Source organism: Nonomuraea sediminis, from assembly GCF_018531495.1.
Classification (GTDB): domain Bacteria; phylum Actinomycetota; class Actinomycetes; order Streptosporangiales; family Streptosporangiaceae; genus Nonomuraea; species Nonomuraea sediminis.
In genome coordinates, this window is record NZ_JAHDTI010000001.1 from 326,720 (window position 1) to 351,944 (window position 25,225).

At 70.8% G+C, this 25,225-nt stretch carries 23 protein-coding genes; 11 read left to right on the forward strand and 12 right to left on the reverse strand.

The features are described from left to right. The first annotated feature begins 1 nt into the window (after window position 1). The gene (locus KIK09_RS01415) at window positions 2-664 is read left to right on the forward strand and encodes an HAD family hydrolase (protein WP_214316759.1); all 663 of its coding nucleotides are present in this window, start codon (window positions 2-4) and stop codon (window positions 662-664) included. Here the strand turns inward: KIK09_RS01415 and KIK09_RS01420 are convergent. Next, complete coding sequence (locus KIK09_RS01420) at window positions 633-1,322, reverse strand: winged helix-turn-helix transcriptional regulator (RefSeq protein WP_214316760.1); 690 nt, start codon at window positions 1,320-1,322, stop codon at window positions 633-635. The genes KIK09_RS01415 and KIK09_RS01420 overlap by 32 nt on opposite strands. Window positions 1,323-1,472: 150 nt before the next feature. Between KIK09_RS01420 and KIK09_RS01425 the strand changes: the two genes are divergently transcribed. Then, complete coding sequence (locus KIK09_RS01425) at window positions 1,473-2,840, forward strand: FAD-binding oxidoreductase (RefSeq protein ID WP_214316761.1); 1,368 nt, start codon at window positions 1,473-1,475, stop codon at window positions 2,838-2,840. A gap of 44 nt (window positions 2,841-2,884) precedes the next feature. Here KIK09_RS01425 and zwf read toward each other — a convergent pair whose 3' ends face one another. Then, window positions 2,885-4,255, reverse strand: coding sequence for a glucose-6-phosphate dehydrogenase (gene zwf / locus KIK09_RS01430; protein WP_214316762.1), 1,371 nt, complete (start codon window positions 4,253-4,255; stop codon window positions 2,885-2,887). A gap of 2 nt (window positions 4,256-4,257) precedes the next feature. Continuing rightward, window positions 4,258-5,925 carry a glucose-6-phosphate isomerase gene (pgi, locus tag KIK09_RS01435; protein ID WP_214316763.1) on the reverse strand — a complete coding sequence of 556 codons (1,668 nt, stop codon included), beginning with the start codon at window positions 5,923-5,925 and terminating at the stop codon, window positions 4,258-4,260. Between the two features lie 302 nt (window positions 5,926-6,227). On the opposite strand from pgi, the gene KIK09_RS01440 reads away from it, so the two are divergent. Both KIK09_RS01440 and KIK09_RS01445 read left to right on the forward strand, forming a co-directional pair. After that, a complete protein-coding gene (locus KIK09_RS01440) occupies window positions 6,228-6,929 on the forward strand; it encodes a vWA domain-containing protein (RefSeq protein ID WP_214316764.1) in 702 nt (233 codons plus the stop codon). Then, window positions 6,926-7,873, forward strand: a complete 948-nt coding sequence (locus tag KIK09_RS01445) for an ARPP-1 family domain-containing protein (protein ID WP_214316765.1) — start codon at window positions 6,926-6,928, stop codon at window positions 7,871-7,873. Before KIK09_RS01440 ends, KIK09_RS01445 begins: the two co-directional genes overlap by 4 nt. A gap of 48 nt (window positions 7,874-7,921) precedes the next feature. Here the strand turns inward: KIK09_RS01445 and KIK09_RS01450 are convergent, their stop codons facing one another. Genes KIK09_RS01450 through KIK09_RS01460 form a run of 3 tightly spaced genes read right to left on the reverse strand, consistent with a single transcriptional unit; the run spans window position 7,922 to window position 12,857 of the window. Then, window positions 7,922-9,337: an aminotransferase class V-fold PLP-dependent enzyme gene (locus tag KIK09_RS01450; protein WP_214316766.1), complete on the reverse strand. Its 1,416-nt coding sequence runs from the start codon at window positions 9,335-9,337 to the stop codon at window positions 7,922-7,924. After that, the gene (locus KIK09_RS01455) at window positions 9,334-11,208 is read right to left on the reverse strand and encodes a primary-amine oxidase (protein ID WP_214316767.1); all 1,875 of its coding nucleotides are present in this window, start codon (window positions 11,206-11,208) and stop codon (window positions 9,334-9,336) included. Before KIK09_RS01455 ends, KIK09_RS01450 begins: the two co-directional genes overlap by 4 nt. Before the next feature lie 20 nt (window positions 11,209-11,228). After that, window positions 11,229-12,857, reverse strand: a complete 1,629-nt coding sequence (locus KIK09_RS01460; RefSeq protein WP_214316768.1) for an L-lactate permease — start codon at window positions 12,855-12,857, stop codon at window positions 11,229-11,231. Between the two features lie 81 nt (window positions 12,858-12,938). Between KIK09_RS01460 and kduI the strand changes: the two genes are divergently transcribed. The 3 genes from kduI to KIK09_RS59845 are packed head-to-tail and all read left to right on the forward strand — an operon-like array spanning window position 12,939 to window position 15,230. Next, window positions 12,939-13,745, forward strand: a complete 807-nt coding sequence (kduI, locus tag KIK09_RS01465; protein ID WP_214316769.1) for a 5-dehydro-4-deoxy-D-glucuronate isomerase — start codon at window positions 12,939-12,941, stop codon at window positions 13,743-13,745. Beyond that, window positions 13,745-14,458 (forward strand): SDR family oxidoreductase, encoded by a 714-nt coding sequence (locus KIK09_RS01470; RefSeq protein WP_214316770.1) that lies wholly within the window; start codon window positions 13,745-13,747, stop codon window positions 14,456-14,458. The genes kduI and KIK09_RS01470 overlap by 1 nt, the downstream gene beginning before the upstream one ends. Before the next feature lie 13 nt (window positions 14,459-14,471). Further along, window positions 14,472-15,230: an IclR family transcriptional regulator gene (locus KIK09_RS59845; protein WP_214316771.1), complete on the forward strand. Its 759-nt coding sequence runs from the start codon at window positions 14,472-14,474 to the stop codon at window positions 15,228-15,230. Window positions 15,231-15,258: 28 nt separating this feature from the next. Here KIK09_RS59845 and KIK09_RS01480 read toward each other — a convergent pair whose 3' ends face one another. Together KIK09_RS01480 and fxlM are read right to left on the reverse strand one after the other, a co-directional pair. Continuing rightward, the gene (locus KIK09_RS01480) at window positions 15,259-15,855 is read right to left on the reverse strand and encodes a TetR/AcrR family transcriptional regulator (RefSeq protein ID WP_214316772.1); all 597 of its coding nucleotides are present in this window, start codon (window positions 15,853-15,855) and stop codon (window positions 15,259-15,261) included. A 29-nt stretch (window positions 15,856-15,884) separates the two neighbouring features. Next, the gene (fxlM, locus tag KIK09_RS01485; protein WP_214316773.1) at window positions 15,885-17,039 is read right to left on the reverse strand and encodes a methyltransferase, FxLD system; all 1,155 of its coding nucleotides are present in this window, start codon (window positions 17,037-17,039) and stop codon (window positions 15,885-15,887) included. A 77-nt stretch (window positions 17,040-17,116) separates the two neighbouring features. Between fxlM and KIK09_RS01490 the strand changes: the two genes are divergently transcribed. Both KIK09_RS01490 and KIK09_RS01495 read left to right on the forward strand, forming a co-directional pair. Continuing rightward, window positions 17,117-17,632 carry a phosphoribosyltransferase family protein gene (locus KIK09_RS01490; protein WP_214316774.1) on the forward strand — a complete coding sequence of 172 codons (516 nt, stop codon included), beginning with the start codon at window positions 17,117-17,119 and terminating at the stop codon, window positions 17,630-17,632. Window positions 17,633-17,715: 83 nt separating this feature from the next. After that, window positions 17,716-18,000 (forward strand): HesB/IscA family protein, encoded by a 285-nt coding sequence (locus KIK09_RS01495; protein ID WP_214316775.1) that lies wholly within the window; start codon window positions 17,716-17,718, stop codon window positions 17,998-18,000. Between the two features lie 49 nt (window positions 18,001-18,049). Here the strand turns inward: KIK09_RS01495 and KIK09_RS01500 are convergent, their stop codons facing one another. Beyond that, entirely contained in the window at window positions 18,050-19,024 is a 975-nt protein-coding gene (locus tag KIK09_RS01500) for an acetylxylan esterase (protein WP_214316776.1), read from the reverse strand. Window positions 19,025-19,243: 219 nt separating this feature from the next. Here KIK09_RS01500 and KIK09_RS58910 point away from each other — a divergent pair, with 219 nt between their 5' ends. Then, complete coding sequence (locus tag KIK09_RS58910) at window positions 19,244-20,995, forward strand: CBM35 domain-containing protein (RefSeq protein ID WP_214316777.1); 1,752 nt, start codon at window positions 19,244-19,246, stop codon at window positions 20,993-20,995. 564 nt (window positions 20,996-21,559) lie between these two features. Further along, on the forward strand, window positions 21,560-22,714 hold the full coding sequence (locus KIK09_RS01510) for an alpha/beta hydrolase (RefSeq protein ID WP_214316778.1): 1,155 nt from the start codon (window positions 21,560-21,562) through the stop codon (window positions 22,712-22,714). 26 nt (window positions 22,715-22,740) lie between these two features. Here KIK09_RS01510 and KIK09_RS01515 read toward each other — a convergent pair whose 3' ends face one another. The 3 genes from KIK09_RS01515 to KIK09_RS01525 are packed head-to-tail and all read right to left on the reverse strand — an operon-like array spanning window position 22,741 to window position 25,190. Continuing rightward, complete coding sequence (locus KIK09_RS01515; RefSeq protein ID WP_214316779.1) at window positions 22,741-23,472, reverse strand: FAD:protein FMN transferase; 732 nt, start codon at window positions 23,470-23,472, stop codon at window positions 22,741-22,743. After that, window positions 23,472-23,903 carry an FMN-binding protein gene (locus KIK09_RS01520; RefSeq protein ID WP_214316780.1) on the reverse strand — a complete coding sequence of 144 codons (432 nt, stop codon included), beginning with the start codon at window positions 23,901-23,903 and terminating at the stop codon, window positions 23,472-23,474. Before KIK09_RS01520 ends, KIK09_RS01515 begins: the two co-directional genes overlap by 1 nt. Window positions 23,904-23,912: 9 nt before the next feature. Beyond that, a complete protein-coding gene (locus KIK09_RS01525; protein ID WP_308163882.1) occupies window positions 23,913-25,190 on the reverse strand; it encodes a ferredoxin reductase family protein in 1,278 nt (425 codons plus the stop codon). Window positions 25,191-25,225 lie beyond the last annotated feature (35 nt).

Consider the following 25,225-nt stretch of genomic DNA (forward strand, 5'->3'; position numbering starts at 1 on the left):
CATGACCGACGCGATCCTCTTCGACCTGTTCGGCGTCATCGCCCGCAACCAGTCACCCGAGGGCAAGGACCACCTGTGCCGTACGTCCGGCGTCACGGACGGCTTCTGGGGCGCCTACTGGTCGCTCCGCCCGCCGTACGACCGCGGCCAGGTGACCGGGCGCGCGTACTGGCAGCAGGTGGGCGAGGCGCTCGGCACGCGCTTCTCCCCCGCCCGCGTGGACGCCCTCATCGCCGCCGACATCGCGAGCTGGGACGACGTCGACGACCGCATGGTCGCCCTGATCGAGAAACTCGCCGCCTCCGGCCACCGCCTGGCCCTGCTGTCGAACATCCCCGAAGACCTGGCGGCCCACTACGAGACCCGGCACGCCTGGCTGCGCCACTTCGACCCCCGCGCCTTCTCCTGCCGCATCGGCCACGCCAAGCCCTCCCACGCCACCTACCTCTGGTGCCGCGACGCCCTCGCCATCCCCGCCGACCGCATCCTCTTCATCGACGACCGCCAGGAAAACCTCGACGCCGCCCAGTCACTCGGCCTGCGAACCCACCTGTTCACCTCCCCGGACCACCTAGAGCAGGCCCTCGGTCTTCGACACCGAGTAGCGGGCGGCAGAGGGTACGTCGAAGACGTCAAGCCGCCGAGCTCTGGGAGACCGGCGTGACGCGGGCGAACATGCTGCGGCCGTTCCACGTGGGGAACGCTCGTACGAGCCACGAGGGGCCGTGGAGCTGGATGCGGCGGTCGCGGGTGGCTTCGGCCCAGGTGAGCCGGCCGGCATGCCATTTGACGAAGGCCTCGGCCTCCGCCGTGATGTAGAGATCCTCGTCGAGGCCCGGGTACACCTTGCAGATCTCGGTTTCTCCGCGCTCGATCAGCAGCCAGAACCGCTCGCGGTGCCGGCGGTCGGTGAAGTCGAAGCGGATGACGACGCGGCGTTGCGGGAGCCGGTCCCGGCGGAGCGCGTTGCACATCGACCACAGAGCCACAAAGGGATCCAGGTGCTCGGGGGCGATCTCGAGCCAGGCCGCACCCCACTCTCCGAGCGACACGCAGACCTTGAAGAGGTCATGACCCGCGGGCGTGAGCGCGTAGTGGCGTCCGCGGCCTTCGGACTTGAGCGCGGACTCGACGATGCCGAACCGTTCGAGCTGCTTGAGCCGCTGCGAGAGCAGGGTGCGGGAGAGCCCGGGCGCACCCTCCAGGATCTCGCTGAAGCTTCCGCAGCCCAGGTGCAGGTTTCGGATGATCAGTGGCGTCCAGCGCTCGGCGAAGATCTCGGCTCCGCGGGCGATGGGGCAGTACTGGCCGTACGTCCGCATGACACCAGTGTCGCGCGCCCGATTTCGGATGTGAAGTCCAGATTCCTGACTTCACGACCGGAGTGCACGGTGGTGCGATGGGACCGTCGAGAGAGGAGGACAGCGCCTGTTGAGCAAGTCGGCCGGTTGAGCAAGAAGGAGGCAACCGCGATGAAGATAGACGGATTCCGGGGCCAGCTGATCACCGCTGACCACGCCGAATACGACACCGCCCGAACCGTGTGGAACGGCGCCGTCGACCGGCGTCCCCGGCTGATCGCCCGGTGCGGCGGGACGGCCGACGTGGCCGCGGCCGTGCGCTTCGCCCGCTGCCACGACCTGGAGATCGCCGTACGGGGCGGGGGCCACAACGTGGCCGGCACCGCCGTGTGCGATGACGGGATCGTCATCGACCTCTCGGCGATGCGGGCTGTGTGGGCCGACCCCGCCGGACGGACGGCCCGGGTGCAAGGTGGTGCTCTGTGGGGCGACGTCGACCACGAGACGCAGGCCCACGGTCTGGCCACCACCGGCGGCATCGTGGGCCACACCGGGGTCGCCGGGCTCACCCTCGGCGGCGGCATCGGCTTCCTCATGCGCAAACACGGGCTCACCATCGACAACCTGCTCGCCGCCGAGGTGGTCACCGCCGAGGGCGAAATCCTCCGGGCGTCCGCCGACGAACACCCTGACCTGTTCTGGGCGCTGCGCGGCGGCGGCGGCAACTTCGGAGTCGTCGCCTCGTTCCGGTTCGCACTGCACCCCGTCGGCCCGACCGTGATGGCCGGACCCCTCTTCTGGGCGGCCGGCGACACCGTAGACGTGCTGCGCTTCTACCGGGATTTCATCTCCGAAGCGCCCGACGAGCTCGGCACCGTCATCAGGCTCGGCACCGTCCCTCCGCTGCCGGTCATCCCCGAGGACCTGCACTGGCGACCGGCCATCGCCGTGGCCTGCTGTTACGCGGGTGCCGTCGAGGACGGCGAGCGCGCGGTGCGGGCCCTGCGCCGGTTCGGATCTCCGCTCGTGGACCTGCTCGCACCCATGCCGTACGCCGTCTTCCAGGGCGGCTTCGACGACACGGTCCTGCACGGATGGCACTACTACTGGAAGGCCACCGACCTCACCGGCCTCTCCGACGACGCCATCGCCGTCATCGCCGATCACGCCTACGCCGCCACCTCGGCCCGGTCGTACTCGGCGATGTTCCACCTGGGTGGCGCCGTCGCCCGGATCCCACGCGATGCCACCGCCTACGCCGCTCGCGACGTGGCCCACAACATCATCATCGATGCCGTGTGGCTCCCTGACGAGTCCGGCGATCACGCGGCGACCGAGAGCGCATGGGCCCGAGGATTCCTGAAGGCCCTTCAACCGCACCGCGCCGGCAGCGTCTACGTGAACCTCCTCGATTCCGACGACACCGCCCGCGTCCGGGAGGCCTACGGCGACCACACCTACCAGCGACTCGCCGAGATCAAGGCGAAATACGACCCCGACAACACCTTCCACCACAACAAGAACATCCGCCCCAGCTGAGCTGGGCTCGGCAGGGGGTGCTACCGAGCCCAGAGGCAGGCGGGCTAGTCGAAAGTGGTGGAGATTTCGTGCCAGCCGCCGGGGGCGATCTTTTCGGCTGCGGTGGGGCCCCAGGTGCCGCGGGTGTAGGGCAGGGGGCGGTCCGGGAGGTCGAGGATGGGGGCGACGATGCGCCAGGATTCCTCGACGAGGTCGTAGCGGACGAATCTGCGGGGATCCCCGCTGACCGCGTCGGTGAGGATGCGCTGGTAGGCCGCCTCCATCGGCCCGAGGATCTTGGTGAAGTCGACGCTGACCGGCACCGGGCGGGCACGGTCCTTGCCCGGTTCCTTGGCCAGCAGGTCGAAGGTCACCCCGGCGTCAGGCTGGAGCCGGAAGCGGATCAGGTTGTGCGCCGGCACCGCCTTCTCGTGACCCTTGAAGTACGTGACCGGCGGCTTGTGCAGCTCGGCGACGATCTCCAGGTCCGTGGTCGGCAGGTTCTTGCCCGAGCGGATGCAGAAGGGCACCCCCGCCCACCGCCAGTTGTCGACGTAGGCCCGCAGCGCCACGTAGGTCTCCGTGGTCGAGCCGGGTTTGACGCCCTCGGTGTCCAGGTAGCCCTCGTACTGCCCGCGCACGACGTCACCGGGCTCGATCTGCTTGACGGCCCGCAGCACCCGCCACTTCTCGTCGATCTGGGCGCGGGCCTCCATGGAGGGCGGCGCGTCCATCGCCAGGTAGGCCAGGATCTGCAGCAGGTGGTTCTGCACCACGTCCCGCACGGTGCCGTTGGCGTCGTAGAAGGCGCCCCTGTCGGCGACGTCGAAGTCCTCGGCCATGGTGATCTGGACGCTGCGCACGAAGTGCCGGTTCCAGATGGGTTCGATCATCGTGTTGGAGAAGCGGAAGACCAGCAGGTCCTCCACGGGCTCCTTGCCGAGGAAGTGGTCGACGCGCCGCAGGTGCTCCTCGTCGAAGTACCGCAGCAGCGAGGCGTTGAGCTCCCTGGCCGAGGCCAGATCGTGGCCGAAGGGCTTCTCGACCACGAGCCTGGCGTCCTGGTTGAGCCCGACCGACGCCAGCCCCGAGGCGACGACGGCGAACAGGGACGGCGGGACCGCCAGGTAGTGCACGAGCGGTCCGTGTCCCGAAGCCTCGTCGCGCAGCCGCTCGAAGGTGCCGGGGTCCTGGTAGTCGCCCGCCACGAGCCGCAGGTTGGCGGCCAGCTTGTCGAAGGCCTCGTCGTGCACGTCCCCGCACGCCGTGCGGACCTTTTCGATGAGGCCGGGCAGGTCGAGGTCGGTCTTGGCGACGCCGATGATCGGCAGGTCGAGCACCCCGTCGGCGGTCAGCCGGTAGAGCGCAGGCAGCACCAGCTTGTGGGCCAGGTCGCCCGTGATCCCGAACAGGACCAGCGCCCCCGCGTGTCCCATGATCAGACCCGCCTTCCCCGCAGTTCACGATATTTCCGGACCAGCTGCTCGGTGGACGCGTCAGGGAAGGACGTGGGCGGCGCCTCGGAGGTCAGCGCGGGAGCCAGGTCCAGCGCCATCTTCTTGCCCAGCTCGACCCCCCACTGGTCGAAGGAGTCGATCCCCCAGATCGTCCCCTCCACGAACACCGCGTGCTCGTAGAGCGCGACGAGCTCTCCCAGCGTACGGGGCGTCAGCTTGGGCGCCAAGATCGTCGAGGTGGGCCGGTTGCCCGGCATGACCTTGTGCGGCACGACCGCGGCCGCGGTGCCCTCGGCCTCGATCTCGGCGGCGGTCTTGCCGAAGGCCAGCGCGGAGGTCTGCGCGAACAGGTTCGCCGTCAGCAGGTCCTGCATGCCCTCGCGGTCCTCGAAGGGCTCGGCAAACCCGATGAAGTCGGCGGGCACGAGCCGCGTGCCCTGGTGCAGCAGCTGGTAGAAGGCGTGCTGGCCATTGGTGCCCGGCTCGCCCCAGAAGATCTCGCCGGTGTCGGTGGTCACGGGCCGGCCGTCGGCCCGCACGGACTTGCCGTTGGACTCCATCGTCAGCTGCTGCAGGTAGGCGGGGAAGCGGTGCAGCCGCTGGCTGTAGGGCAGCACGGCCCTGGTCTGCGCCCCGAAGAAGTCGTTGTACCAGATGCCGAGCATGCCCATCAGCACCGGCAGGTTCGAGGCGAAGGGCGTGGTGCGGAAGTGCTCGTCGATCGCGTGGAAGCCGTCGAGCATCTCGCGGAACCGCTCGGGCCCGATCGCGATCATCAGGGAGAGCCCGATGGCGCCGTCGTAGGAGTAGCGGCCGCCCACCCAGTCCCAGAAGCCGAACATGTTGGCGGTGTCGATGCCGAACTCGGCCACTTTCTCGGCATTGGTCGACACGGCCACGAAGTGCTTGGAGACCGCCTGCTCGCCCAGCGCGGCCACCAGCCACTCGCGCGCCACCCGGGCGTTGGTGAGCGTCTCCAGCGTGGTGAAGGTCTTGGAGCTGACCACGACGAGCGTCGTGGCCGGGTTGAGATCGGCCAGGTTGCCGATGATGTCGGCCGGGTCGATGTTGGAGACGAAGCGCGCCTCGATCCCCGCGTCGGCGTAGTCGCGCAGCGCCTCGTAGGCCATCGCGGGCCCCAGGTCGGAGCCGCCGATGCCGATGTTGACCACGGTCCTGATCGGGTGCCCCGTCGCGCCGCGCCACTCCGTCGCGCGCACCCGCGTCGCGAAGTCGCTCATCTTGTCCAGTACGGCATGCACGTCCGCGACCACGTCCTGCCCGTCGACCACGAGCTTGGCGTCGGCGGGCATGCGCAGCGCGACGTGGAGCACCGCCCGGTTCTCGCTGACGTTGATGTGCTCGCCGGTGAACATCGCCTCGATGCGATCGCGCAGCCCTGCCCGCTCGGCCAGCCGTACCAGCAGGTCGAGCGTCTCGGCGGTGGCCCGGTGCTTGGAGTAGTCGAGGTAGAGGTCGCCGCCGGTGGCGGCCATCCGGGTCGCCCGGTCCGGGTCCTCGGCGAACAGCTCCCGCAGCGTTCTCCCCGCCAGCTCTTCGTGGTGCTTGGCCAGAGCCGCCCATTCCTGGCTCTGGGTGATGTCGCCGCTCACGTTTCCTCCTCGGGCCGTCAAACCGATCACAATCATCCCGTAACCGAGTACCCGTTCACGTTGTTTCCGTGCGCGGCGCAGCAGACTCTTTGCGCACTCCAGGGTCCCCCTCAACTACTCATATCAGGACATAAATGGATAGTCGGGCGTAAATCACCTATATGGAGGTCGCGATGTGGCGCTCGATCCATGTCGACGGCCTCGGCTACCAGGAGACGGCCGGCGGGACGTGCGAGACTCGCGGCGAGCTCGGCTGGGCGTTCGGGCCCTGCCTGCAGCCCCAATAATTCGATGTCCTCGCGATCTGGTGATCCCTACCATGATTGCGGAGGACAATCATGGACACCCCCACCATCCTCGCCCATTTACCGCTGGACAGGCACGACGAGCGGCCCGCGGCGGTGACCGCGACGAATCGCGGCGACATCGCGGCGACGCTGGTGCACCGGCTGCGCGGCGGGCCCGCGGCCGAGCTGGACCCAGCGCTGGCGGGCTACGTGCGCGCGGCGACCGCCGGGCTGCCGCGGCTGGCCGCCCGGGTGGCGCTGGTCCTCGACTGCTCGGCCTCGATGCGCGGGTACGGCGAGCGGGAGTGGGCCGTGCTCTCCCAGGCGGTCGCGCTGCGCCTGGTGCTGGCCGAGGTCTGCGAGCGGCTGGACGTGATCGAGGTGGGCGGCCGCGAGGACGCGCCCGTCGGCGCGACGGACCTGGCCCTCGGCCTGCTCGACGCGGCCGAGCTCGAGCCCGGCCTGGTGGTGATCGTGACCGACGGCTACGAGAACACCTGGCCGGGAGACCTGGCCAGGGTCGCGGCGTCGCTGGCCGGCCCGCCGGTGCTGCTGTGCCACGCGGCCTACTCCCACAGCGACGACCTGGCGCTGCGCGACCCCGCACCGGGGCTGCCCAGCCGCGCCTTCTGGCACGAGCAGGACTTCGAGCACCTGCTGCCGTGGCTGTTCGCGCACTCCCCGGCGGGCAAGGCCTGGATCCGCGATCTGGTCCTGAGCGCCCCCGACGTCCAGGAAGGAGGACGGACATGACCCAGCTCGACCGCATCACCCAGCTGGACCTGGCCGGGCACCGGCTCGGCGAGCCGCAGCGGGCGGGCGCGCTCACCATGGTGCCCGTCACCGGGCCGGAGCGGGCGGGCATCGCGGCGCCCCGCTCCGGGCTGAAGCTGAGCCGCGTGCGCGGCTACGGCGACGTGGAGCTGCACAACGCCGGCGACGGCGTGGCGATCGTGCCGCTGCACCTGGGCTACATCCAGGACGCCGCGCAGAACCACGCGCTGTGCCGCTCCGCGCTCATGCCCGCGGGGCAGCGGCGGCGCTTCCGCGACGCCTGCTGCGTGCAGGCCTCCCAGGGCGGCTACCTGCAGGGCCGCGACCAGTGGTTCTTCGTGCTGCCGCTGGAGCTGAGGGCCCGCGCTCTCGAGCTGCGCGGCCAGGAAGGCTACAGCAAGCTGTGGGAGGACATCACGCGGCTCAACCACCGCTGCGGCCTGCCTGCGCGGGGCCACCTGGAGCAGATCCTGTCGCGCAAGCGGCCGACGCTGACGCAGTTCCGCGGGCGCCTGGAGCCGGTTCCCGGCCAGGTGGGCGCGCTGTTCTTCGTCGGCGACCGCTTCGCCGGGCTGGAGCTGGCGCCCGACCGCCGCTACTTCGCCGAGATGTGGATGGCCCTGGTCTGCTTCGCGTACGGCGTGGCCGCCTGGCAGGCCGAGCCCGCCAGGCAGGAGGCGGAGCCGTACCCGGTGTCGAGCCCGGCCGAGGTCCGGCGGGCGCTCGAGCGCGACAGGGACGAGCGCAGGGCCGAGGTCGGGCGCTGGCTGGCGGCGGTGCCCGAGGGCGGGCTCGAGGTCCAGGAGGAGGAGCGCTACCTGGACCTGCGGCTGTCCACGGTCACCGGTGACCACCTGGCGGGTCAGGTGGTCACCGAGCGCGGGCGGCCGATATATGCCTCGCTTTTCGCCAGGCGGTGGTGATCTAATAAGGCTTGCGGGAACTGCGCTGGGCGCGGTGGGCAAAAACCCTCATTCCATGTAAGGGATGTCGTCGCTATGGACGACACTGGTGCCCCCCGACGCGCCGGCCGCCTGTCCCGCACGGATCCTGTCCCAGGCCGCGCGCACGTGCCTGAGCTCGGTGTAGGTGCCGCCGATGGCCATGCGCAGCCACACCCGGTCGCCGATCTTGGTGTGGGTGAGGTAGAGGGCGCCGCTCGCGTTGAGCCGTTCCATCAGCTCCAGCGGGTCGCCCTGCCTGGGGCGGAAGCAGACCAGGCCGAACGGGTGCGCCTCGCGGACCTCGAAGGCCGGGTCCTGCGCCACCCAGGCGGCGAACCGCTGCGCCAGGTCGACGTGGTTGCGGATGTGGGCCTGCAGGCCCTGCCTGCCGTACCAGCGGATGACGGTCCAGAGCTTGAGCGCGCGGAAGCGGCGGCCGAGCGGCACCTGCCAGTCGCGGTAGTCGATCACGGCGCCCGAGCCGCTGGCCCTGTTGCGCAGGTATTCGGGCTGGATCGACAGGGCCTCGATCATCGGGGCGGGGTCGGCCAGCCAGAGCACGTCGCAGTCGAAGTTGGTCAGCAGCCACTTGTGCGGATTGGTGCAGTAGGAGTCGGCGTACTCGGCCACGCCGTCGTTGATCCAGGCGAACTCGGAGCAGACGGCGGCCACGCCCGCGTAGGCGGCGTCGACATGCAGCCAGGCGCCGTGCCGGCGGCACAGCCGCCCGATGGCCGCGACCGGGTCGACGGCGGTGGTGGAGGTGGTGCCGACCGTGGCGCACACCATCGCGGGCGTCAGCCCCTCCGCCAGATCCTCGGCCATCAGGCGCTGCAGGTCGGCGGGGTCCATGGCCAGCGTGGCCGGGTCCACGGCCACCGTGCGGACCGCGCCGGCGTCGAGTCCGGCGATCCTGACCGCCTTGACCAGCGAGGAGTGGGTCTCGGACGTCAGGTAAACGCGGGCCCTGTCGCGGCCCGACCTCTGCAGCGCGGCCAGCAGAGCGATCAGGCTGGCGCTCGAGGCGGAGTCCTGGATGACGCCGTGGAAGCCGCCGGGCAGGCCGAGCAGCCGGGCCAGCCAGCCGACGACCACGGTCTCGAGTTCGGTGCAGGCGGGGCTGGTCGCCCAGAGCATGCCCTGCACGCCGAGGCCGCCTGACAGCAGGTCGCCGAGGATGGCGGGGCCGCTGGCGTTGGAGGGGAAGTAGGCGAAGAAGCCGGGGTGCTGCCAGTGGGTGATGCCCGGCAGGATGATCCGGTCGAGGTCGGCCAGCACGTCGGCGAACGGCTCGCCCCGCTCGGGCGGGGTCTCGGGCAGGGCCCGGGTGACGTCGCCCGGGCTCACCTGCGACAGGACCGGATATTTCTCGATGTTGGCGAGGTAGTCCGCGATCCAGTCGACGGCCTGCTTGCCGTACTCGCGGAACTCTTCCGGGGTCAATGCGCGCTCCCGGGGACGTCCAGGGTGGGGTTGCGGTCGAAGAAGCCCACCGGCCGCAGCGTGAACCCGGTGTACTCGACCGGCATGACCGGCCAGTCCTCGGGTCGCGGGAAGTGCGTGAGGCCGAAGGTGTGCCACAGCACGATGTCCTCGCCGTCGATGCCGCGGTCGCCCGCCGTCCACGCGGGCAGCCCCGCCCCGCCGGGATGCTGGTTGGGCAGGTCGCCGGCCGGGAAGCGCTCGTCGTCGGCGTGCCGGGTGACCCACAGGTGGTGGGCGGCGAAGCCGGCCCTGGAGGCGATCGAGGAGGACGGGTCGGCCAGCAGCGCCGGCAGGCCCTCAGGCACGAGCGCGTAGCCGACCGGCTGCCCGAGGCGGTTGGTCACCTCGGGGTTGACCACCCGCCACACCCGCGCCACGCTCCTGTCGGCGTCGCGTCTGGCCTGCAGCTCGCTGCTCAGCCGGGTGGCCTTCCTGGTGAAGGCGTTGCCGTACGGGTTGCCGTCGCCGGGGGGCACGCGGACCGCGTCCAGCTCGTCCACCGCGTTGCGCTGCCCGTCGACCGCCATGTCCAGGCGCGCGGAGAACAGGTGCTGGTGGTACGGCGCGCCCAGCCCCGGAGCCACCTCGGCGGCGTACGGCCTGCCCGCCTCCCGGTAGCCGGAGGTGGACAGCACCCCGGTGGCCTTGACCTCGCAGGCGATCGTGCCGTCGAGGTAGAAGTACCAGTAGAAGCCGTAGTCGTAGTTGCCGGCCGTGGTGAAGTACGACACGACCAGGCGGCGCTGCCTGCGGGTCTCGCTGACCCCCGTGTAGAGGTCGGAGTGCTTCCACAGCACGCCGAAGTCCTCCTCGTGCAGGCAGATCGCGTTCTCGATGGTGTGCGGCTCGCCCTGCTCGTCGGCGACCACGACGTCGGTGTAGTGGATCTCGCCCAGGCAGTCGCAGCCGTGGTGCAGGGGGTTGGCGAACGCGGCGAACAGGTACTCGCCCGCGTCGAAGTAGTTCTGCCAGAACCGGTCGGGCGACGGGTCGGCGTAGGGCACGACCATCTCGGCGATCGAGGCCCGGTGGATCACCGATCGGTCGCGGTCCTGGTCGGGGTCGCGGAAGGAGATCTGGTGCAGGGTCAGGCCCTCGCGCACGTTGAAGCCGATGCGCAGCGTCCAGTTCTCCCAGCGCACGACGCCGTCCTCGACGGTGAAGCCGGGGCCGTCGGGCTGGGTGATCTCGATGGGGCGCAGCGTGGTGCGCCGTCGCGGGTGCTCGTGGTAGTTGCCGTGTTCCTGCGGTACCGGCACGACCCCCTCGTCGATCACGGTGAGCACGCTGCGGCCGGTCAGGTCGACGTAGGCGACCAGCCCATCGACCGGGTGGGCCCACGGGTGGTCGCCGTCGTGCTCCTGGTGGAAGCCGAAGCTGCGGATGATCCGCCGCCCGGTCTCGTCGGGGAAGCCGTAGTTGCCCGCCGACAGCGGCAAGGCGCGCACGGTGTCGGTGGTCAGGCCGCGCCTGGCCAGGGCCTTGGCCCAGGCCTCGTCGGCGTCCACGATCTCCTGCACGACCGCGAACTCCGAGACCATGATGGGCGGCTGGCCCGACACGGCCGGGTCGAGCCGCTCGGCGTGCTCGACGACGCCCCTGGTGACCGAGACGACGGCCTGGGAGGAGGAGCCGTCCTTCGTGTCGAGCAGCACGACCCTGACGCGCCGGTCCACCGGCTCACCGGCGAGCAACTCGGCCTTGGCGGGTTCCTCGGGCCCGAGATAGGCGAAGCGTACGTCTGGCCCTAGGTGTCCGGCCGCCTCGAGAACGGCGCGGGCCGTGCTGATCTCGTCGGCGGAAAGCAACGCTAACGGATGAGACGTCATCTCCCCATCATGATCCGGGGCTAGGGCACGAGCCACCCCAGAACCGGGGTCGACTGCAGGAACACCAGCACGCACAGCACGAGCAGCAGCACGGCGCTCCAGCCGATCACCCGGCGGAAGAGCGTGCCCTCCTCGCCCACCAGGCCGACGGCGGCCGTGCCGATGGCCAGGTTCTGCGGGGAGATCATCTTGCCCATGACGCCGCCCGAGCTGTTGGCCGCGCCGAACAGCTCCGGTGGGATGTTGAGCTGACCTGCGGCCGTCGTCTGCAGCTTGGCCATCAGCGCGTTGGCGCCCGCGTCCGTGCCCGTGATCGCCACGCCGAACCAGCCGACGATCGGCGACAGGAACGCGAAGAACGCCCCGGCGCCGGCCAGCAGCAGGCCCAGGGTCTGGATCTGGCCCGAGTACTGCATGACGAAGGCCAGCGCGAACACCGCCAGGATCGTCACGATCGCCCAGCCGAACTGCCGGATCGTGGCGGCGTAGGCCTTGACCGGGTTCGTCCAGAGGGTCAGCGCGGTCAGCAGGCCCGCCACGAACAGCAGCGTGCCCGGGTGGGAGGCCCACGGCAGGTCGTAGGTGACCACGACCGGCTTGCCGGCCGGGTTCACCAGGTGCAGGCCGGGCCAGACCGGCTTGACCAGCGCCTTGTCCAGGACGGCCTTGATCGCGGGGATCTGCGCCAGCGAGAACAGCACGATCACGTACACGTAGGGCAGGAAGGCCACGACCTTGTCACGGGTGGAGTCGCCGCCGGGCCTGCCGTGGGTGCGCACGAAGACCGGGTCGTCGACCGAGCCGCCGGCGATGGTGGGCACCGCGCCGACCGTCTCGACCGGCTTCCACACCTTGCCGAAGGCGACCAGCACCACGGCCGAGACCAGCGCGGCGGCGATGTCGGTGAGCTTGTAGTTGAACTGCGAGAACAGGATCTGGGTGGCGCCGAAGCTGACGCCCGCGACCAGCGCGGCAGGCCAGGCCTGGCGCAGCCCGCGCCGCCCGTCGGCCACGAACACCAGCACGAACGGGATGATCAGCGCGATGAAGGCCACCTGGCGCCCGGCCATCGCGCCGAACGGCTCGGGCGGCAGGCCGGTGACGCTGCCCAGGATCGTGATCGGGTTGCCCATCCCGCCGAAGGCGACGGGCGCGGTGTTGGCGATGAGCGCGAGGACCGCCGCCCTGATCGGCTCGAAGCCGATGGCGATCAGCATGACCGCGCAGATGGCGATCGGCGAGCCGCCCCCGGCCAGGGCCTCGAGCAGCGCGCCGAAGGAGAAGGCGATGACGATGGCGGAGATCCGCTTGTCGTCGCTGATGCCGGCGAAGGCCCGGCGCAGGACGGCGAAGTGGCCGCTCCGCTCGGTCATCTTGTAGATCCAGATGGCGTTGAAGGTGATCCACAGGATCAGCAGCACCGCCCTGGCGGCTCCGAACAGGGCCGAGTCCAGCGCCTGCCCGATCGGCATGGAGTAGGCGAAGGGCAGCATCGCGATCAGCAGGCCGACCACCAGGCCCGACAGGCCCGCCCAGTGCGCCTTCCACTTGAAGACGCCGAGCAGCACCAGCACGGTCAGCAGCGGCAGCGCCGCGAGCAGGGCCGACAGGCCTAAGGATCCGGTGGGATTGAAGTTCTGGTGATACACCGCGGGCCTCCCGGTGTTCCATTGGATAGAACGGCGTTCCGTGTTTAGGATCGTAGGACGCGGAACGACCGGAGGGAAGAGATGGAAGTACGGCATGCCACGGCGCCCGACCAGATCCGCCACTTCGACACTGCGGAACTCCGGAAGAGGTACCTGGTGGAGGGCCTGTTCGGGCCCGAGGTGGACGGCGTCTACACCCACCAGGACCGCATGGTCGTGGCCGGGGTCAAGCCGGTCACCAGATCACGACTTGCCGCCTTTGATCCCTTAAGAAGCCGATATTTCCTGGAAAGGCGGGAGCTGGGGGTTATCAACATCGGCGACCCGGGCGTGGTCACGGTGGACGGCACGCCGTACGAGATGGACCGGAAGGACTGCCTGTACGTGGGGATGGGCACCGAGGACGTCACGTTCGAGGGCGGCACGTTCTACCTGGTCTCCGCGCCCGCGCACGAGCGCCACCCCACCACGCACGCCCGGCTGAAGGACGTCGAGCCGGTCAGGCTGGGCGCCCAGGAGGGCTCGAACGACCGGACGATCTACAAGTACGTCCACCTGGACGGCATCCACAGCTGCCAGCTCGTCATGGGGGTGACGGTGCTGGAGCCGGGCAGCATGTGGAACACGATGCCGTGCCACACCCACGACCGCCGCACCGAGGTCTACCTGTACTTCGACCTGCCGCCGCAGGAGCGGGTGATCCACCTGATGGGGCGTCCCGACGAGACGCGCAATCTGGTGGTGGCCAACGAGCAGGCGGTGATCTCGCCGAGCTGGTCGGTGCACTGCGGGTTCGGCACCCGCAGCTACGCCTTCGTGTGGGCGATGGCCGGCGAGAACCAGGCCTTCGACGACATGGACCAGGTCTCGATCGGCGAGATGCGGTGATGTTCTCGCTGGAGGGCCGGACCGCGCTGGTGACAGGTGCGCGGGCGGGCATCGGCCGGGCGATCGCGGTCGGCCTCGCGAGGGCAGGGGCCGACCTGATCCTGCACGGACACCACGACGACCTCGACGACACCGAACGGGAGGTCAAGGCACACGGCCGCGCGGTGAGCAGGCTGGTGCTCGACCTGTCGCGGACCGACGAGATCGCCGCGGCCGTGGCCGGCCTGGAGGCCGACATCCTGGTCAACAACGCGGGCACGATCGCGCGCGGCTCGACCAGCCTGGCGGACTGGCGACGCGTGCTGGCGGTCAACCTGGACGCCGTCTACATGCTCAGCCAGGGCCTGCTTGAGCGGGGGGCGACCAAGGTGATCTCGATCGCGTCGCTGCTGTCGTTCCAGGGCGGCGTCAACGTGACCTCCTACGCCGCCGCCAAGCACGCGGTCGCCGGGCTGACCAAGGCGCTGTCGAACGAGTGGGCGCCGCGCGGCGCCCAGGTCAACGCCATCGCGCCCGGCTACATCCGCACCGACGTGACCAGGGCGCTGCAGGAGGACCGGGTGCGCGAGCGGGAGATCACCGCCAGGATCCCGGCCGGCCGCTGGGGCGCGCCCGAGGACCTGGCGGGCGCGGCGGTGTTCCTGGCCTCGCCCGCCTCCGACTACGTCACCGGGCACGTCCTGGTCGTGGACGGCGGGTGGCTGGCGCGCTAACTATGATGAGCCGGTGACCAGCAGCGCCATCGACAAGGCCCTGTGGGTGCTCGAAGCACTCGCGGAGCACGAGAGCGTCACCAAGATCTCCCAGGTGACCGGCCTGCCGAAGTCGACCACGCACCGCATCCTGCAGTCGCTGGCCGAGCACGGCTTCGCCCGGCCCGACGGCAGCGGCGGCTACCTGCCGGGCCCGAAGATCCTGACGCTGGCGGGCCGCATGCTGGCCCGCTTCGATCCGGTACGGCAGGCCTCGCCGGTGCTGCAACGCCTGCACGACCAGACGGGCTACACCGTGCACCTCGCGGTGCTCAACGGCGACGAGGCGGTGTACGCGGCCAAGCTGGAGGGCCGCAAGCCGTACCAGATGCCCTCGCGCGTGGGCATGTCGCTGTGGCTGCACTCCAGCGCGATCGGCAAGGCGATGCTGGCCGCCATGTCGGAAGAGGAGGTGGCGGGCATCGCCTCACGCACCGGGCTGACCAGGCGCACGCCCGGCACCATCACCACGCAGGCCGCCCTCCGCCGCCACCTGGCGGTGGTCAGGGAGCACGGCTTCGCCATCGACGACGAGGAGAACGAGGCGGGCATCAGGTGCGTGGGCGCCGCCGTGTTCGACCACACCGGGCACGTCGTGGCCGGGGTGAGCATCTCGACGCTGACCCACGAGCTGTCGGTGGCCGACGCCGAGGAACTGGGCCCGCTGGTGGCGGGCACGGCCCGTGAGGTGTCACTGACCCTGGGCGCCCCGGTCGAGCTGCTGGCTCGCTAGGCGGAGCCGGCCCAGCTGTCCGGGATGCTCATGCCAGCAGCCCTTTCGCCAGCGCGGTGATCGTGGTGTCGACCACCTGCTCGTAGTCGTCGCCGTACCTGTCGCGGTTGAGCACGAGCAGGCCCGCCGTACGCAGGACGCCGATCAGGGTCTGCGGCGGCACGTCGGCGGTGAACACGCCCGCCCGCTGCCCCGCGGCCAGGTAGTCCGTCAGCGGCGTGACCAGGTGCGGGGTGACGCGGGCGATCTCCTCGGGGCCGACGCGCCTGGTCACCGCCTCCAGCTCGTCCGGCCGTTCCATGAGCCTTCTGTAGAAGGGGTCGGTGCCGAGCAGCTCGACCATCCCGCGCATGATCCCGACCAGGGCGTCCACGCCCGGCGGCCGGTCGAGCGCGGCGGTCAGGCGCGCGCCGAGCATGGGCGCGCGCGCCACCATGACCTCGGCGTAGAGCGCCTCCTTGGACTCGAAGAAGGCGTAGAAGCTGCCCTTCGCGATGCCGGAGGGGGCGACCAGCTCGTCGAGCGAGGTCTTCTTCAGCCCCTGGGTGGCGAACAGCTTCTCGCCGGTCGCCAGCAGCTCGTCCCTGATGCGGGCACGTTCCTCCGCGCTGAATGCCACGGCCATGCCCGTGCCCCTATGACTTGATTGGATATTCAGTCATAACTTAGCACGAGCGTGCTGTGGCGCTTGGGGATCACCACCTGACCCGCGGGCGCCGATCCTCGGTGGACGTCGATGCGCAGTCCGTCGGTCATCGGCTGTCCCGCCTCGTCCCAGGCTCTGACGTGCGCGGCCAGCTCCTCCGCCAGCCGTTCGCCCCCGGGCCCGTATCCCCGCGCGGTCAGCCCGGCGCCCAGGACGGCCAGCCCATCGCTCGCCGCGATCCCGGCGGTCATGCGGAAGCCCCGCGACTCGATCGGCGGGTCGACGAGGGTGACCCGCGTGCCGTGTTCGGACAGCGTGCACCAGCGCGGTTCGTGTACGGCCAGCCACAGGCCCAGCCCGATCGAGTAGGCGAGCCGTGACGCGCTCACGCCCGTCTCGATCTCGGCGACCTTCTTCCTCAGCGCTCCGGGCACGTCACCGATCACGTCGTCCCGCGCCTCGGGCACGAACAGGGTCAGCCCGTTGTCCTCCAGCACGACGGTCTCCTCGGGGCCCTTCGCCGAGCCGCGCATCCGCATGAAGCCGCACGGCGCCACCGAGACGCTCCGCCAGTGGCCTGCGGCCCTTTCGAACGCCGCCGAGACCTGCACGCCGCGCAGGTCGAGCGGCACCACGATGCGGCCGCCCGGGGCCAGTTGCTCCAGCCAGGCCGGGGCCAGTTCCCAGACGCCGACCGTGGCGATCACCCGGTCGTAGGGTGCCGCCTCGGCGAAGCCGCCCGCACCGTCGGCGCACTCCACCCTGACGTGCGGGTACCCGGCCGTCTCCAGGTGCCCTCTGGCCCGCTCGACCAGGTCCTCGTCGATGTCGAGGCTGACCACCCGCTCCGCCAGGTGGCTGAGCAGCGCGGCGTTGTAGCCGGTGCCCGCCCCGATCTCCAGCACGCGGTGTCCCGGCCGGGCGCCGAGCTGGCCGAGCATCGTCGCCATGATCGCGGGCTGGGAGGAGGAGCTGATCGGCCTGCCGCGCTCGTCGCGCTTGGTCACGATGGCCTCGTCCCGGTAGGCCTCCTCGGGTTCGTGCCCGGGCAGGAACAGGTGCCGGGGGACCGCCAGGAACGCCTCGGCGACCTCGGGGCTCACCGCCTGCCGCGCTCGCAGGATCGCCACCAGGGCCTCGCGAAGTGCCGCATGGTCCGCCATGACCTCCACGCTACGCACGTGACAGTGCCGTTCGCGGTCTTGACTGGGTCGGGAACGGCATGCTCACCCTGGAAGATGTGCTGACGGAGCTCTGCCGGGTGGTCCCGATCGCGTCCTTCCACACCGGCGACCCGTTGGCCGACGATCTGCGCCGCTACAAGGACGATCCGTCGCCCGCCGTGCGCCGCGAGCGCGCCGCGGCGCTCGCCGCGATCCTCTCGCGCTTCCTCGAACGGCACGGGGGCTGCCTCGGCGGGCCGTTCACGCTGGTCACCACTGTGCCGAGCGCCAGGGACGGTCCCGCGCCCCTGGTGCACCCGCTGGTGGGCGTGGTCACCCGCGTGGCCGCGCTCGCCCCGCTCTACCGTCCCGCGCTGCGCGACGACTTCACCGCCTGGGAGCTCGTCCGCGGCCACTCGGTCCTGCTGGTGGACGACACCTTCGTCACGGGCGTCCACCTCCGGCGAGCCGCCGCGGCCCTGCTCGCCGCCGGAGCCCGCGAGGTGGTCGCGCTCGTGATCGGACGCAAAGTCTCGTACGAGACCCCCGCAACGTTCGCCTTGGACCGCTGCTGCCTCTGCAACCCAGCGTAAAAAATCGCGGCTCAAGGATTGGGTCAGGGAAAGCGGGGAAGGGCTGACGACTCCTGAACGCCGAAACGGGAGGAGGAGCCGTAGTGCTCACCCTGACCGCCAACGCCGCCCAGGCGATCCGTGATCTGACCGAGGGCTCGCCCGAGCCCTCGCAGAGCGGGATCCGCATATCCGCACAGGGCGAGGGCACCAATTCGCTGACCTTGACGATCGCCCCCCGGCCCGAACCGGCCGACGAGGTGATCGAGGCAGAGGGCGCCCGGGTGTACCTGGATCCTGTGGCCGCATCCGTACTGGAGGACAAGTCGCTCGACGCGGGCGCCGACGACCAGGGGGGCGTCTCCTTCCTGGTGACCGAACAGACCTGACCGACTTCGAGTGGTCCGGTACGGCACGCCGTACCGGACCCTCCTGCTGTCAGGCGAAGAACTTGTGCAGGTAGCGCAGCGCCTGCTCGCGGTGGAAGCCGCTGCCGCCCTCGTGCTCGTTCCACGGGTAGACGGCGATCTCCTTGGGGCCCTGCCAGTGGTTGTAGGCGGCGAAGACCGTCGACGGCGGGCAGACGGCGTCCATGAGCGCCACCGAGTAGAGCGCCGCCGCCGTGCCGCGGGCGGCGAAGTTGACGCCGTCGAAGTACGACAGCGTGCGGAAGACGCGCTCCTCGGCCGCTCTGTTGCCGGCCAGGTAGCGGACGAGCTCCTGGTAGGGGTCCTTGTCGGTGATCTCGACGGCCCGGCGGAAGTGGGTCAGGAACGGCACGTCGACGAGCGCGGCCTTGACCGCCGGGTGGAGCGCGGCGACCGCCTGGGCGATGCCGCCGCCCTGGCTGCCGCCGTGGACCACGATCCGCTCGGGATCCACCAGCGGGTGGGTGGCCACCACGTCGATCGCGCGGACGGCGTCGGTGAAGACGCGGCGGTAGTAGTACTCGTTCTCGTCCAGGATGCCGCGCGTCATCATGCCGGCCGTCTGCGCCGACGAGCCGCCGTGCGGGTCGCCCGTGGCGCCCGGGCTGCTGTAGCTGCCGCCGCCCTGGCCGCGGGTCTCCACCACCATGAAGGCGTACCCGGCCGACGGCCACACCAGGTGATCGTGCGGGAAGCCGCGGCCGCCGCTGTAACCGATGTACTGCACCACGATCGGCAGCGGTCCCTGAGCACCGCGCGGCGCGATGAACCAGCCGTTGATCCTGTCACCGCCCCACCCCGCGAACGAGGTGTCGTACACGTCCACCGCAGGCAGCGGCAGGTCGAAAGGGGTGTAGACCGGGGCGGCGTCGAACGCGCGGGCCTCGGCCAGCGTCCTGCTCCAGAAGTCGTCGAAGTCGGCGGGCTCGTCGCGGTCGGGACGGTAGGCGCGAAGCTGATCAAGCGGCAGGTCGAACAGGGGCACAGGACGCTCCAAGTGATCGTGGGTCCCGATATTTCATAGCAACGATCCGCGGCAAGCGCTATCCCCGTTCATCTGCCGGAACACGCCTCCGACCTTTCTCAAATCACTACATGTCAATAATTGGGCCCCTTAACAGACTTGACGGGAATTGTCGGGAGTGGTCCCATCTCCAGTTGTTAGGAATGCTTCCTAACAAAGTCCGGCAGAAGGGCCCCCGCCGTGCTTCGCTTACGCCGCACCCCCTTAGTCCTGACCCTGCTCTCCGTCGTCTCCCTCGTCACCAGCGCCTTCTTCGCGTTACCCGCGCAGGCGGCCACGATCCGCTACGAGGCCGAGAACGCCACGATCGTCCAGGGCGTGGTCGAGTCCAACCACACCGGCTTCTCCGGCACCGGCTTCGTCAACAGCACCAACACCACCGGCGTCTACACGGAATGGACGATCAACGCCCCCGTGGCGGGCACCGCGCAGATCGCCATCCGCTACGCCAACGGCACCACCAGCGCCCGCACCGCCGACGTCTCGGTCAACGGCACCGTCGTGTCGGCCAACCGGTCGTTCGGGACCACCGCGAACTGGGACACCTGGGCCACCTCCACGCTCACCGCCACGCTGAACGCCGGTGACAACAAGATCCGCGTCACCGCCACCAACGCGGGCGGCAACGCCAACCTCGACTACCTCGAGGCCACCACGGCCGACGCGCCCGCCACCGAGTACCAGGCCGAGGCGGCGACGCTGAACCAGGCGATGGTCGCCACCAACCACACCGGCTACACAGGGACCGGCTTCGTCGACTACGTCAACACCGTCGGCGGCTACATCGAGTGGCAGGTCAACGTGGCCGACGCGGGCACCCACACGCTGACCCTCCGCTACGCCAACGGCACCACGGTCACCAGGCCGATGGACATCTCGGTCAACGGCACCGTGGTCACCAGCGCCAGCTACGCCGGCACCGGCACCTGGGACACCTGGGCCGACGGCAACGTCACCGTCAACCTGAACGCCGGCGTCAACACCATCCGCGCCACCGCCACCAGCGCCAACGGCGGCCCGAACGTGGACAGGCTCTCCGTCAGCGGCTCCGGCGGCCCCGACGGGCAGGCGCCCACCATCCCCAGCGGCGTCAGGGTGACCGGCACCAGCGCCTCCAGCATCTCCCTCGCCTGGACCGACTCCACCGACAACGTGGGCGTGACCGGCTACAAGGTGTACGAGGGCAGCACGGTCGTGGCGACCTCGCCGACCGCCAGCGCCACGATCAGCGGCCTGGCCGCGAACTCCACCCACACCTACACGGTCACGGCCTTCGACGCGGCGGGCAACGAGTCCGGCCACAGCTCCTCGGTGAGCGGCACGACCGGCAGCGGCACCGGCGGCCCGACGGCCGACCAGCTGCTGGCCAAGGTCACCACGTGCAGCCAGATCTCCAACGGCAAGTACAAGACCGACTCCGACGTCAGCACGGCCACGGTGCCCGTGTGCAACAAGACCGGCGCGGTCTTCTGGAAGGCCGACATGGACATCGACTGCGACGGCATCCGCACCACGCAGTGCAACGAGCAGACCGACTGCTGCTTCCAGCCCGACACGTTCTGCCACACCACGACCGACTCGCCGCTCAACGCGGCGCAGCTGCCGTACGTGGTGGTGCCGAGCACCAGCAGCATCTGGAACTACACCACCAAGGGCATCGGCTGCGGGACGGTCGTGGCGGTGATCTACAACGGGCAGGTCGAATATGCCGTGATGGGTGACACCGGGCCGAGCGGGATCATCGGCGAGGCGTCCTACAAGACGGCCGCCGACCTCGGCATCAACCCGGACCCGAGCAACGGCGGCACGGACACGGGCGTCACCTACATCGTCTTCACCGGCTCCGGCACCAAGGTGTCGACCATCGAGAACCACAGCCAGGCCGTCAGCCTGGGGCAGTCGCTGGCCCAGCAGTTCCTCAACAACAACTGACCGCACCATCTCCCCCGCGCCCGGCCACACCCCGGGCGCGGGGGGCACCTCTCCGCCTGTCCTGCACGACAGGCCCCTTTGCAGGCCGCTTCTCGTACGGCAGGCCGCTTCTTGTACGGCAGGCCGCTTCTTGTACGGCGGGCCGCCCCACCGGCCGCCCACCGCACTCCGGTCGACGGCCCGCGCCCGGCGCTTCCGGCGAGTCGATGACACTTGCTCACCGCCACGACTCCACCCTTGGCCGGGCACAGGGTCCCGCCCCCTCGCCGCAGACGGGCGCCGCCCCCGCCGCACTACACCTCACCGCCACGACTCCGCCCTAGGCCGGGCACCAGGATCCCGCGCCTCCCTCGCCGCAGACGGGCGCCGCCCCCGCCGCACAACGCCTCACCGCCCCGGCGACCGAAGCGGGATCCCGTTTCGGGTGTTCACTACCGGTGATCGGGGTGGCTCGCTCGGGGTCGGGTGGGGTGGGAGTGGGGAAATTGGGGTCCGGGGGGCGGTGGAGGCGGTAGTTTCGGCACGGTGCAGGCTGTTCGTCCCCTTGCGGCGCGCGCGTTACGGATGTCGGGTCGCGTCCTGGCCGGCGTATGCGTGCTGGCCCTGTCGCCCGTGCTGGGCCTGGCGGCGCTGGCCGGCATGTCGACCGTGACGCAGGACCCGAAGGTCTTCACGATCACCGGGCTGGCCGCGTTCGGCGCGGTGTTCTTCCTCGGCCTGCTGCTGTGCGTGCCACGGCCCAGGTCCGGGTGGGGGCGGTGGCTGCGGGCGCTCGCCGTACTCGGGATCGAGGCGTGGGCCGTGTGGCACGTCAGCGAGGCGACGCTGAACCCCGTCGCGTTCACGCCGCCGCCCGCAGTGGCCGGCCAGCGGGAGTGGCGCCTGGACACGGGCTCGCGGCTGGCCTACGTGCGGATCGCGCCCAAGCGGGTGACGCGCCCCGACCCGGTCGTCGTGGTGGACGGCGTGACGGCCGCGGCCACGCTCGGCCTGCCCCTGACGCGCGAGGGGTTCCAGGTGTACGGCTACGACCGCCTCGGCTCCGGCCGTTCCGAGCGCCTGGCCGACCCCCGCCGCTACGGCCTGACCAGGGACGTCTCGGATCTGGAGTCGGTACGGCAGGCCATCGGCGCCAAGCGGATGCTGCTGATCGCCCACGGGGACGGGGCCCGCCTCGCCACCGCCTACCTGGCCGCCCACCCGGACCAGGTGGCCCGCGTCGTCCTGGACTCCCCCGCGCCGCTGGGCGGCGGCCCCGCCACGGCGCTGTCGGCCCTCCAGCCGGGCACGGCGGAGCTGGCCAGGCCCAGGGAACTGGCCGTCTACACGCTGATGCGCCTCGACCCGGTCGCCGCGCACGCCTTCGCCGGTGACGCGGAGGTCGACGCCCGCCTCGACGACCGCCTCCGCCACGAGGTGCCTGGCCCCGGCTGCCCGGCCCCCACCCCTTCGGGCCCCGGCGGCTACGCGAGCCTCACCAGCCGCTCCCCCGGCCAGGTGCGCGACCTCCTCTCGGAGGTGACCACCCCGGTCCTGATCGTCAAACGCCGCTGCGACAAGGAGAGCTGGTCGGCCGCCCTCGAATACCGCCACGACCTACCAGGCTCGACCCTCGCCTACGCCCCCGACACGGGCACGGTCCGCACCTTCCTCCTGGGCACCCCCGTCCACGACACCACCCCCCAAACCCCACCTCCCGACTTCCTCGGCCCCCGCTGATCCGGAGGCCCGCAGCTCTTGCCGCCTCACGCGCCGGCGCGGGCGAGGCCCTTCGCCCAGCCGCTGGTCGTCCAGGTGTCGCCGGTGGGGGTGATCGCGAAGGCTTCCAGCCCGTCGAGCTCCTCCACCCAGTCCCTGGCCTGGTGGCCCATGGCGAAGGCCGCCGTGGCGTAGGCGTCGACGGTCGCCAGGCGGGGACCGACCAGGGTGATGGATGCCAGTTCCGTGGCTGGCCTGCCCGTGTGCGGGTCGACGATGTGGGCGCCGCGTTCCGCCGTGCCGGAGGTGGCCACGGCCAGGTCGCCGCCGGTCACGACCGCGGCGACCGTGTGGGGGCGCAGCGGGTCGGCGATGCCGATGCGCCAGTGCCCGGCGCCGACCTGGAGGTCGCCTCCGCCGTTGACGCAGTGTTCCGGCAGGCCCGCCGCGCGCAGCAGCGCGGCGGCGCGCTCGACGGCCCAGCCCTTGACCAGGCCGGTGGGGTCGAGCCGGCCGTACGGAGTGAGCGTGAAATAGCCGAGGGTGTCGCGCTCGACCTGGGTGCACAGGGTGAGCACCTCGGTCACCTCGGCGGGGCAGCGGGTCTGGTCTCCCGCGGCCAGGCGGCTGATGACGCTGTCCGGGCGGTAGGTGGAGAAGACCGCGTCGACCTGGTGGAGCCAGTCGACCGCTTCGGCCACCGCCTCCCAGGCCTCCGGACCGGCGTGCCGTACGTCGAAGGACACGACCGTGCCCATCACGCGCTCGGCGTGGCGCATCACAGGCCTGCCTGGTCGATCGCGCTCTGGAGGGAGCGCATGTAGCCGTCGCTGGTGTAGGTGGCGCCCGACACGCTGTCGATGTGGGCGCTCTGGGCGGAGAGCGCCTCGCTCTGGAGGATCGGGAGGGCCCTGTTGCTGATCTCGATGTCGCGCGGGTTCTCGTCCGGTGACTTGAGGACCCGGATGTCGGCGATCTTCCCGTCCGCGACGCGGATCTTCACCTGGACGGGACCCCACCGGGTGTCGGCGGCGTCTCCTGTGTAGTCGTGGGCCGTCTTCGCGGAAGCGCTGGGGGTGGAGCGGGAGGAGGGCGTGGAGCTGGCGGCGGCGGGCGGCTGGGCCGCCGTGGTGACCGCATGCGGTTTGAACGACAGCAGCAGGACCAGACCCACGGCCGTGACGACGATGGCGAGCGCGATCCGAAGCATCGGAACCCCCTAGAACTCGAACGACTCGTGGTGGATGCGGCCGGCCGGCACCCCTGCCGCCTTCAAGGCGTCGATCGCGGCGTCCGCCATCGAGGGCGGCCCGCAGACGTAGGCGTCGTGCTCGGGCAGACCGGGCACGAGCCGTGACAGGGTGGCCGGATCGAACAGATCGGCGGGGCGCGGGCCTGCCGACACGAACAGGCGGGCGCCGCGGGCCGCCGCGATGGCCTCCAGTTCCGCGCGCAGCACCGGCTCGCGCGCCCGGTAGAGCAGCGTGACCTCGCCGGGCAGCGTCTCGAACAGGGCGCGCAGCGGGGTGATGCCGACGCCACCGGCGATCAGCAGGGTCCGGTCGCGCCTGCGGCGGCGGGCCGTGAGCGCGCCGTACGGGCCTTCCGCGAACACCGGCGTGCCCGGCCGCAGCCGCGTCAGCGCGGCGCTGTGGTCGCCCAGGGCCTTCACCGTGATGCGCAGCGATCCGTCACTGGCCGGTGCCGACAGCGAGTACGGGTTGGCCGACCACCACGTCCGCCGCGTCAGGAACCGCCAGCGGAAGAACTGGCCCGGCTCGGCCCGCAGCCGGCCGAGGTCGCGGCCGGTGATCCGGACGGACACCACCCCTGGCGCCTCCCGGACGACCTCGGCCACCCGCAGCCGGTGCCGCCACGACAGCACCACCGGGGCCAGGAAGCGGTACCACAGCAGCAGCGCGGCCACCCCGAGGTAGAGCGCGTACCAGGCGACCTGGGCCGCGCGATCGCCGGTGAACTCGGCGCCCGTGCTCAACTGGTGCCCGAAGGCCAGCCATGCGGCCAGGTAGGTGTAGAAGTGCAGCAGGTACCACGTCTCGTAGCGCAGGCGCCGCCGCGCCGCCCGCGCCGACACGATGCCGGTGCCGGTCAGCAGCAGCACCGCCACGGTCGCCTTGAGAACATCGGGAAACGTCAACGCCATCGTGACCGACTCGCCGACCACGCCTTTCCCGTCGGCCAGCGCGTACCCCCAGATGGTGGCCAGCGTGTGGGTCACGGCCAGGCCGATCACGTACCGGCCGCCCATGGCGTGCCAGCGGGTCAGCGTGTCGGTGCCCACTCCGCGCTCCAGCGCCGGGACGCGGGCCATCAACGCCAGCAGGACGGCCAGGCCGTACCCGGCGAGCAGGCCGGTGATCCGTCCGGCGTTGGTCAGCCAGCCGGACGGCCCGGCCACGGCGGCCGTGTCGTGCCACCACAGCGCCAGCACGGCGGCGGCGCCCAGGCCGATCACGGCGAGCAGGGTGTTCCTCACAGGCGTCACCGTGCCAGGCGTTTCTCTGCTTTCCC

Bases quoted from the DNA above. Each gene is read 5' to 3' on its own strand.
- kduI (WP_214316769.1), top strand. From the start codon at position 12,939: ATGGAAGTACGGCATGCCACGGCGCCCGACCAGATCCGCCACTTCGAC.
- KIK09_RS01440 (WP_214316764.1), top strand. From the start codon at position 6,228: ATGGACACCCCCACCATCCTCGCCCATTTACCGCTGGACAGGCACGAC.
- KIK09_RS01510 (WP_214316778.1), top strand. From the start codon at position 21,560: ATGTCGGGTCGCGTCCTGGCCGGCGTATGCGTGCTGGCCCTGTCGCCC.
- KIK09_RS01480 (WP_214316772.1), bottom strand. From the start codon at position 15,855: ATGGCCGTGGCATTCAGCGCGGAGGAACGTGCCCGCATCAGGGACGAG.
- KIK09_RS01425 (WP_214316761.1), top strand. From the start codon at position 1,473: ATGAAGATAGACGGATTCCGGGGCCAGCTGATCACCGCTGACCACGCC.
- KIK09_RS01520 (WP_214316780.1), bottom strand. From the start codon at position 23,903: ATGCTTCGGATCGCGCTCGCCATCGTCGTCACGGCCGTGGGTCTGGTC.
- KIK09_RS01470 (WP_214316770.1), top strand. From the start codon at position 13,745: ATGTTCTCGCTGGAGGGCCGGACCGCGCTGGTGACAGGTGCGCGGGCG.
- pgi (WP_214316763.1), bottom strand. From the start codon at position 5,925: ATGATTGTGATCGGTTTGACGGCCCGAGGAGGAAACGTGAGCGGCGAC.
- KIK09_RS01515 (WP_214316779.1), bottom strand. From the start codon at position 23,472: ATGCGCCACGCCGAGCGCGTGATGGGCACGGTCGTGTCCTTCGACGTA.
- KIK09_RS01445 (WP_214316765.1), top strand. From the start codon at position 6,926: ATGACCCAGCTCGACCGCATCACCCAGCTGGACCTGGCCGGGCACCGG.
- KIK09_RS01415 (WP_214316759.1), top strand. From the start codon at position 2: ATGACCGACGCGATCCTCTTCGACCTGTTCGGCGTCATCGCCCGCAAC.
- fxlM (WP_214316773.1), bottom strand. From the start codon at position 17,039: ATGGCGGACCATGCGGCACTTCGCGAGGCCCTGGTGGCGATCCTGCGA.
- KIK09_RS01455 (WP_214316767.1), bottom strand. From the start codon at position 11,208: ATGACGTCTCATCCGTTAGCGTTGCTTTCCGCCGACGAGATCAGCACG.
- zwf (WP_214316762.1), bottom strand. From the start codon at position 4,255: ATGGGACACGCGGGGGCGCTGGTCCTGTTCGGGATCACGGGCGACCTG.
- KIK09_RS01420 (WP_214316760.1), bottom strand. From the start codon at position 1,322: ATGCGGACGTACGGCCAGTACTGCCCCATCGCCCGCGGAGCCGAGATC.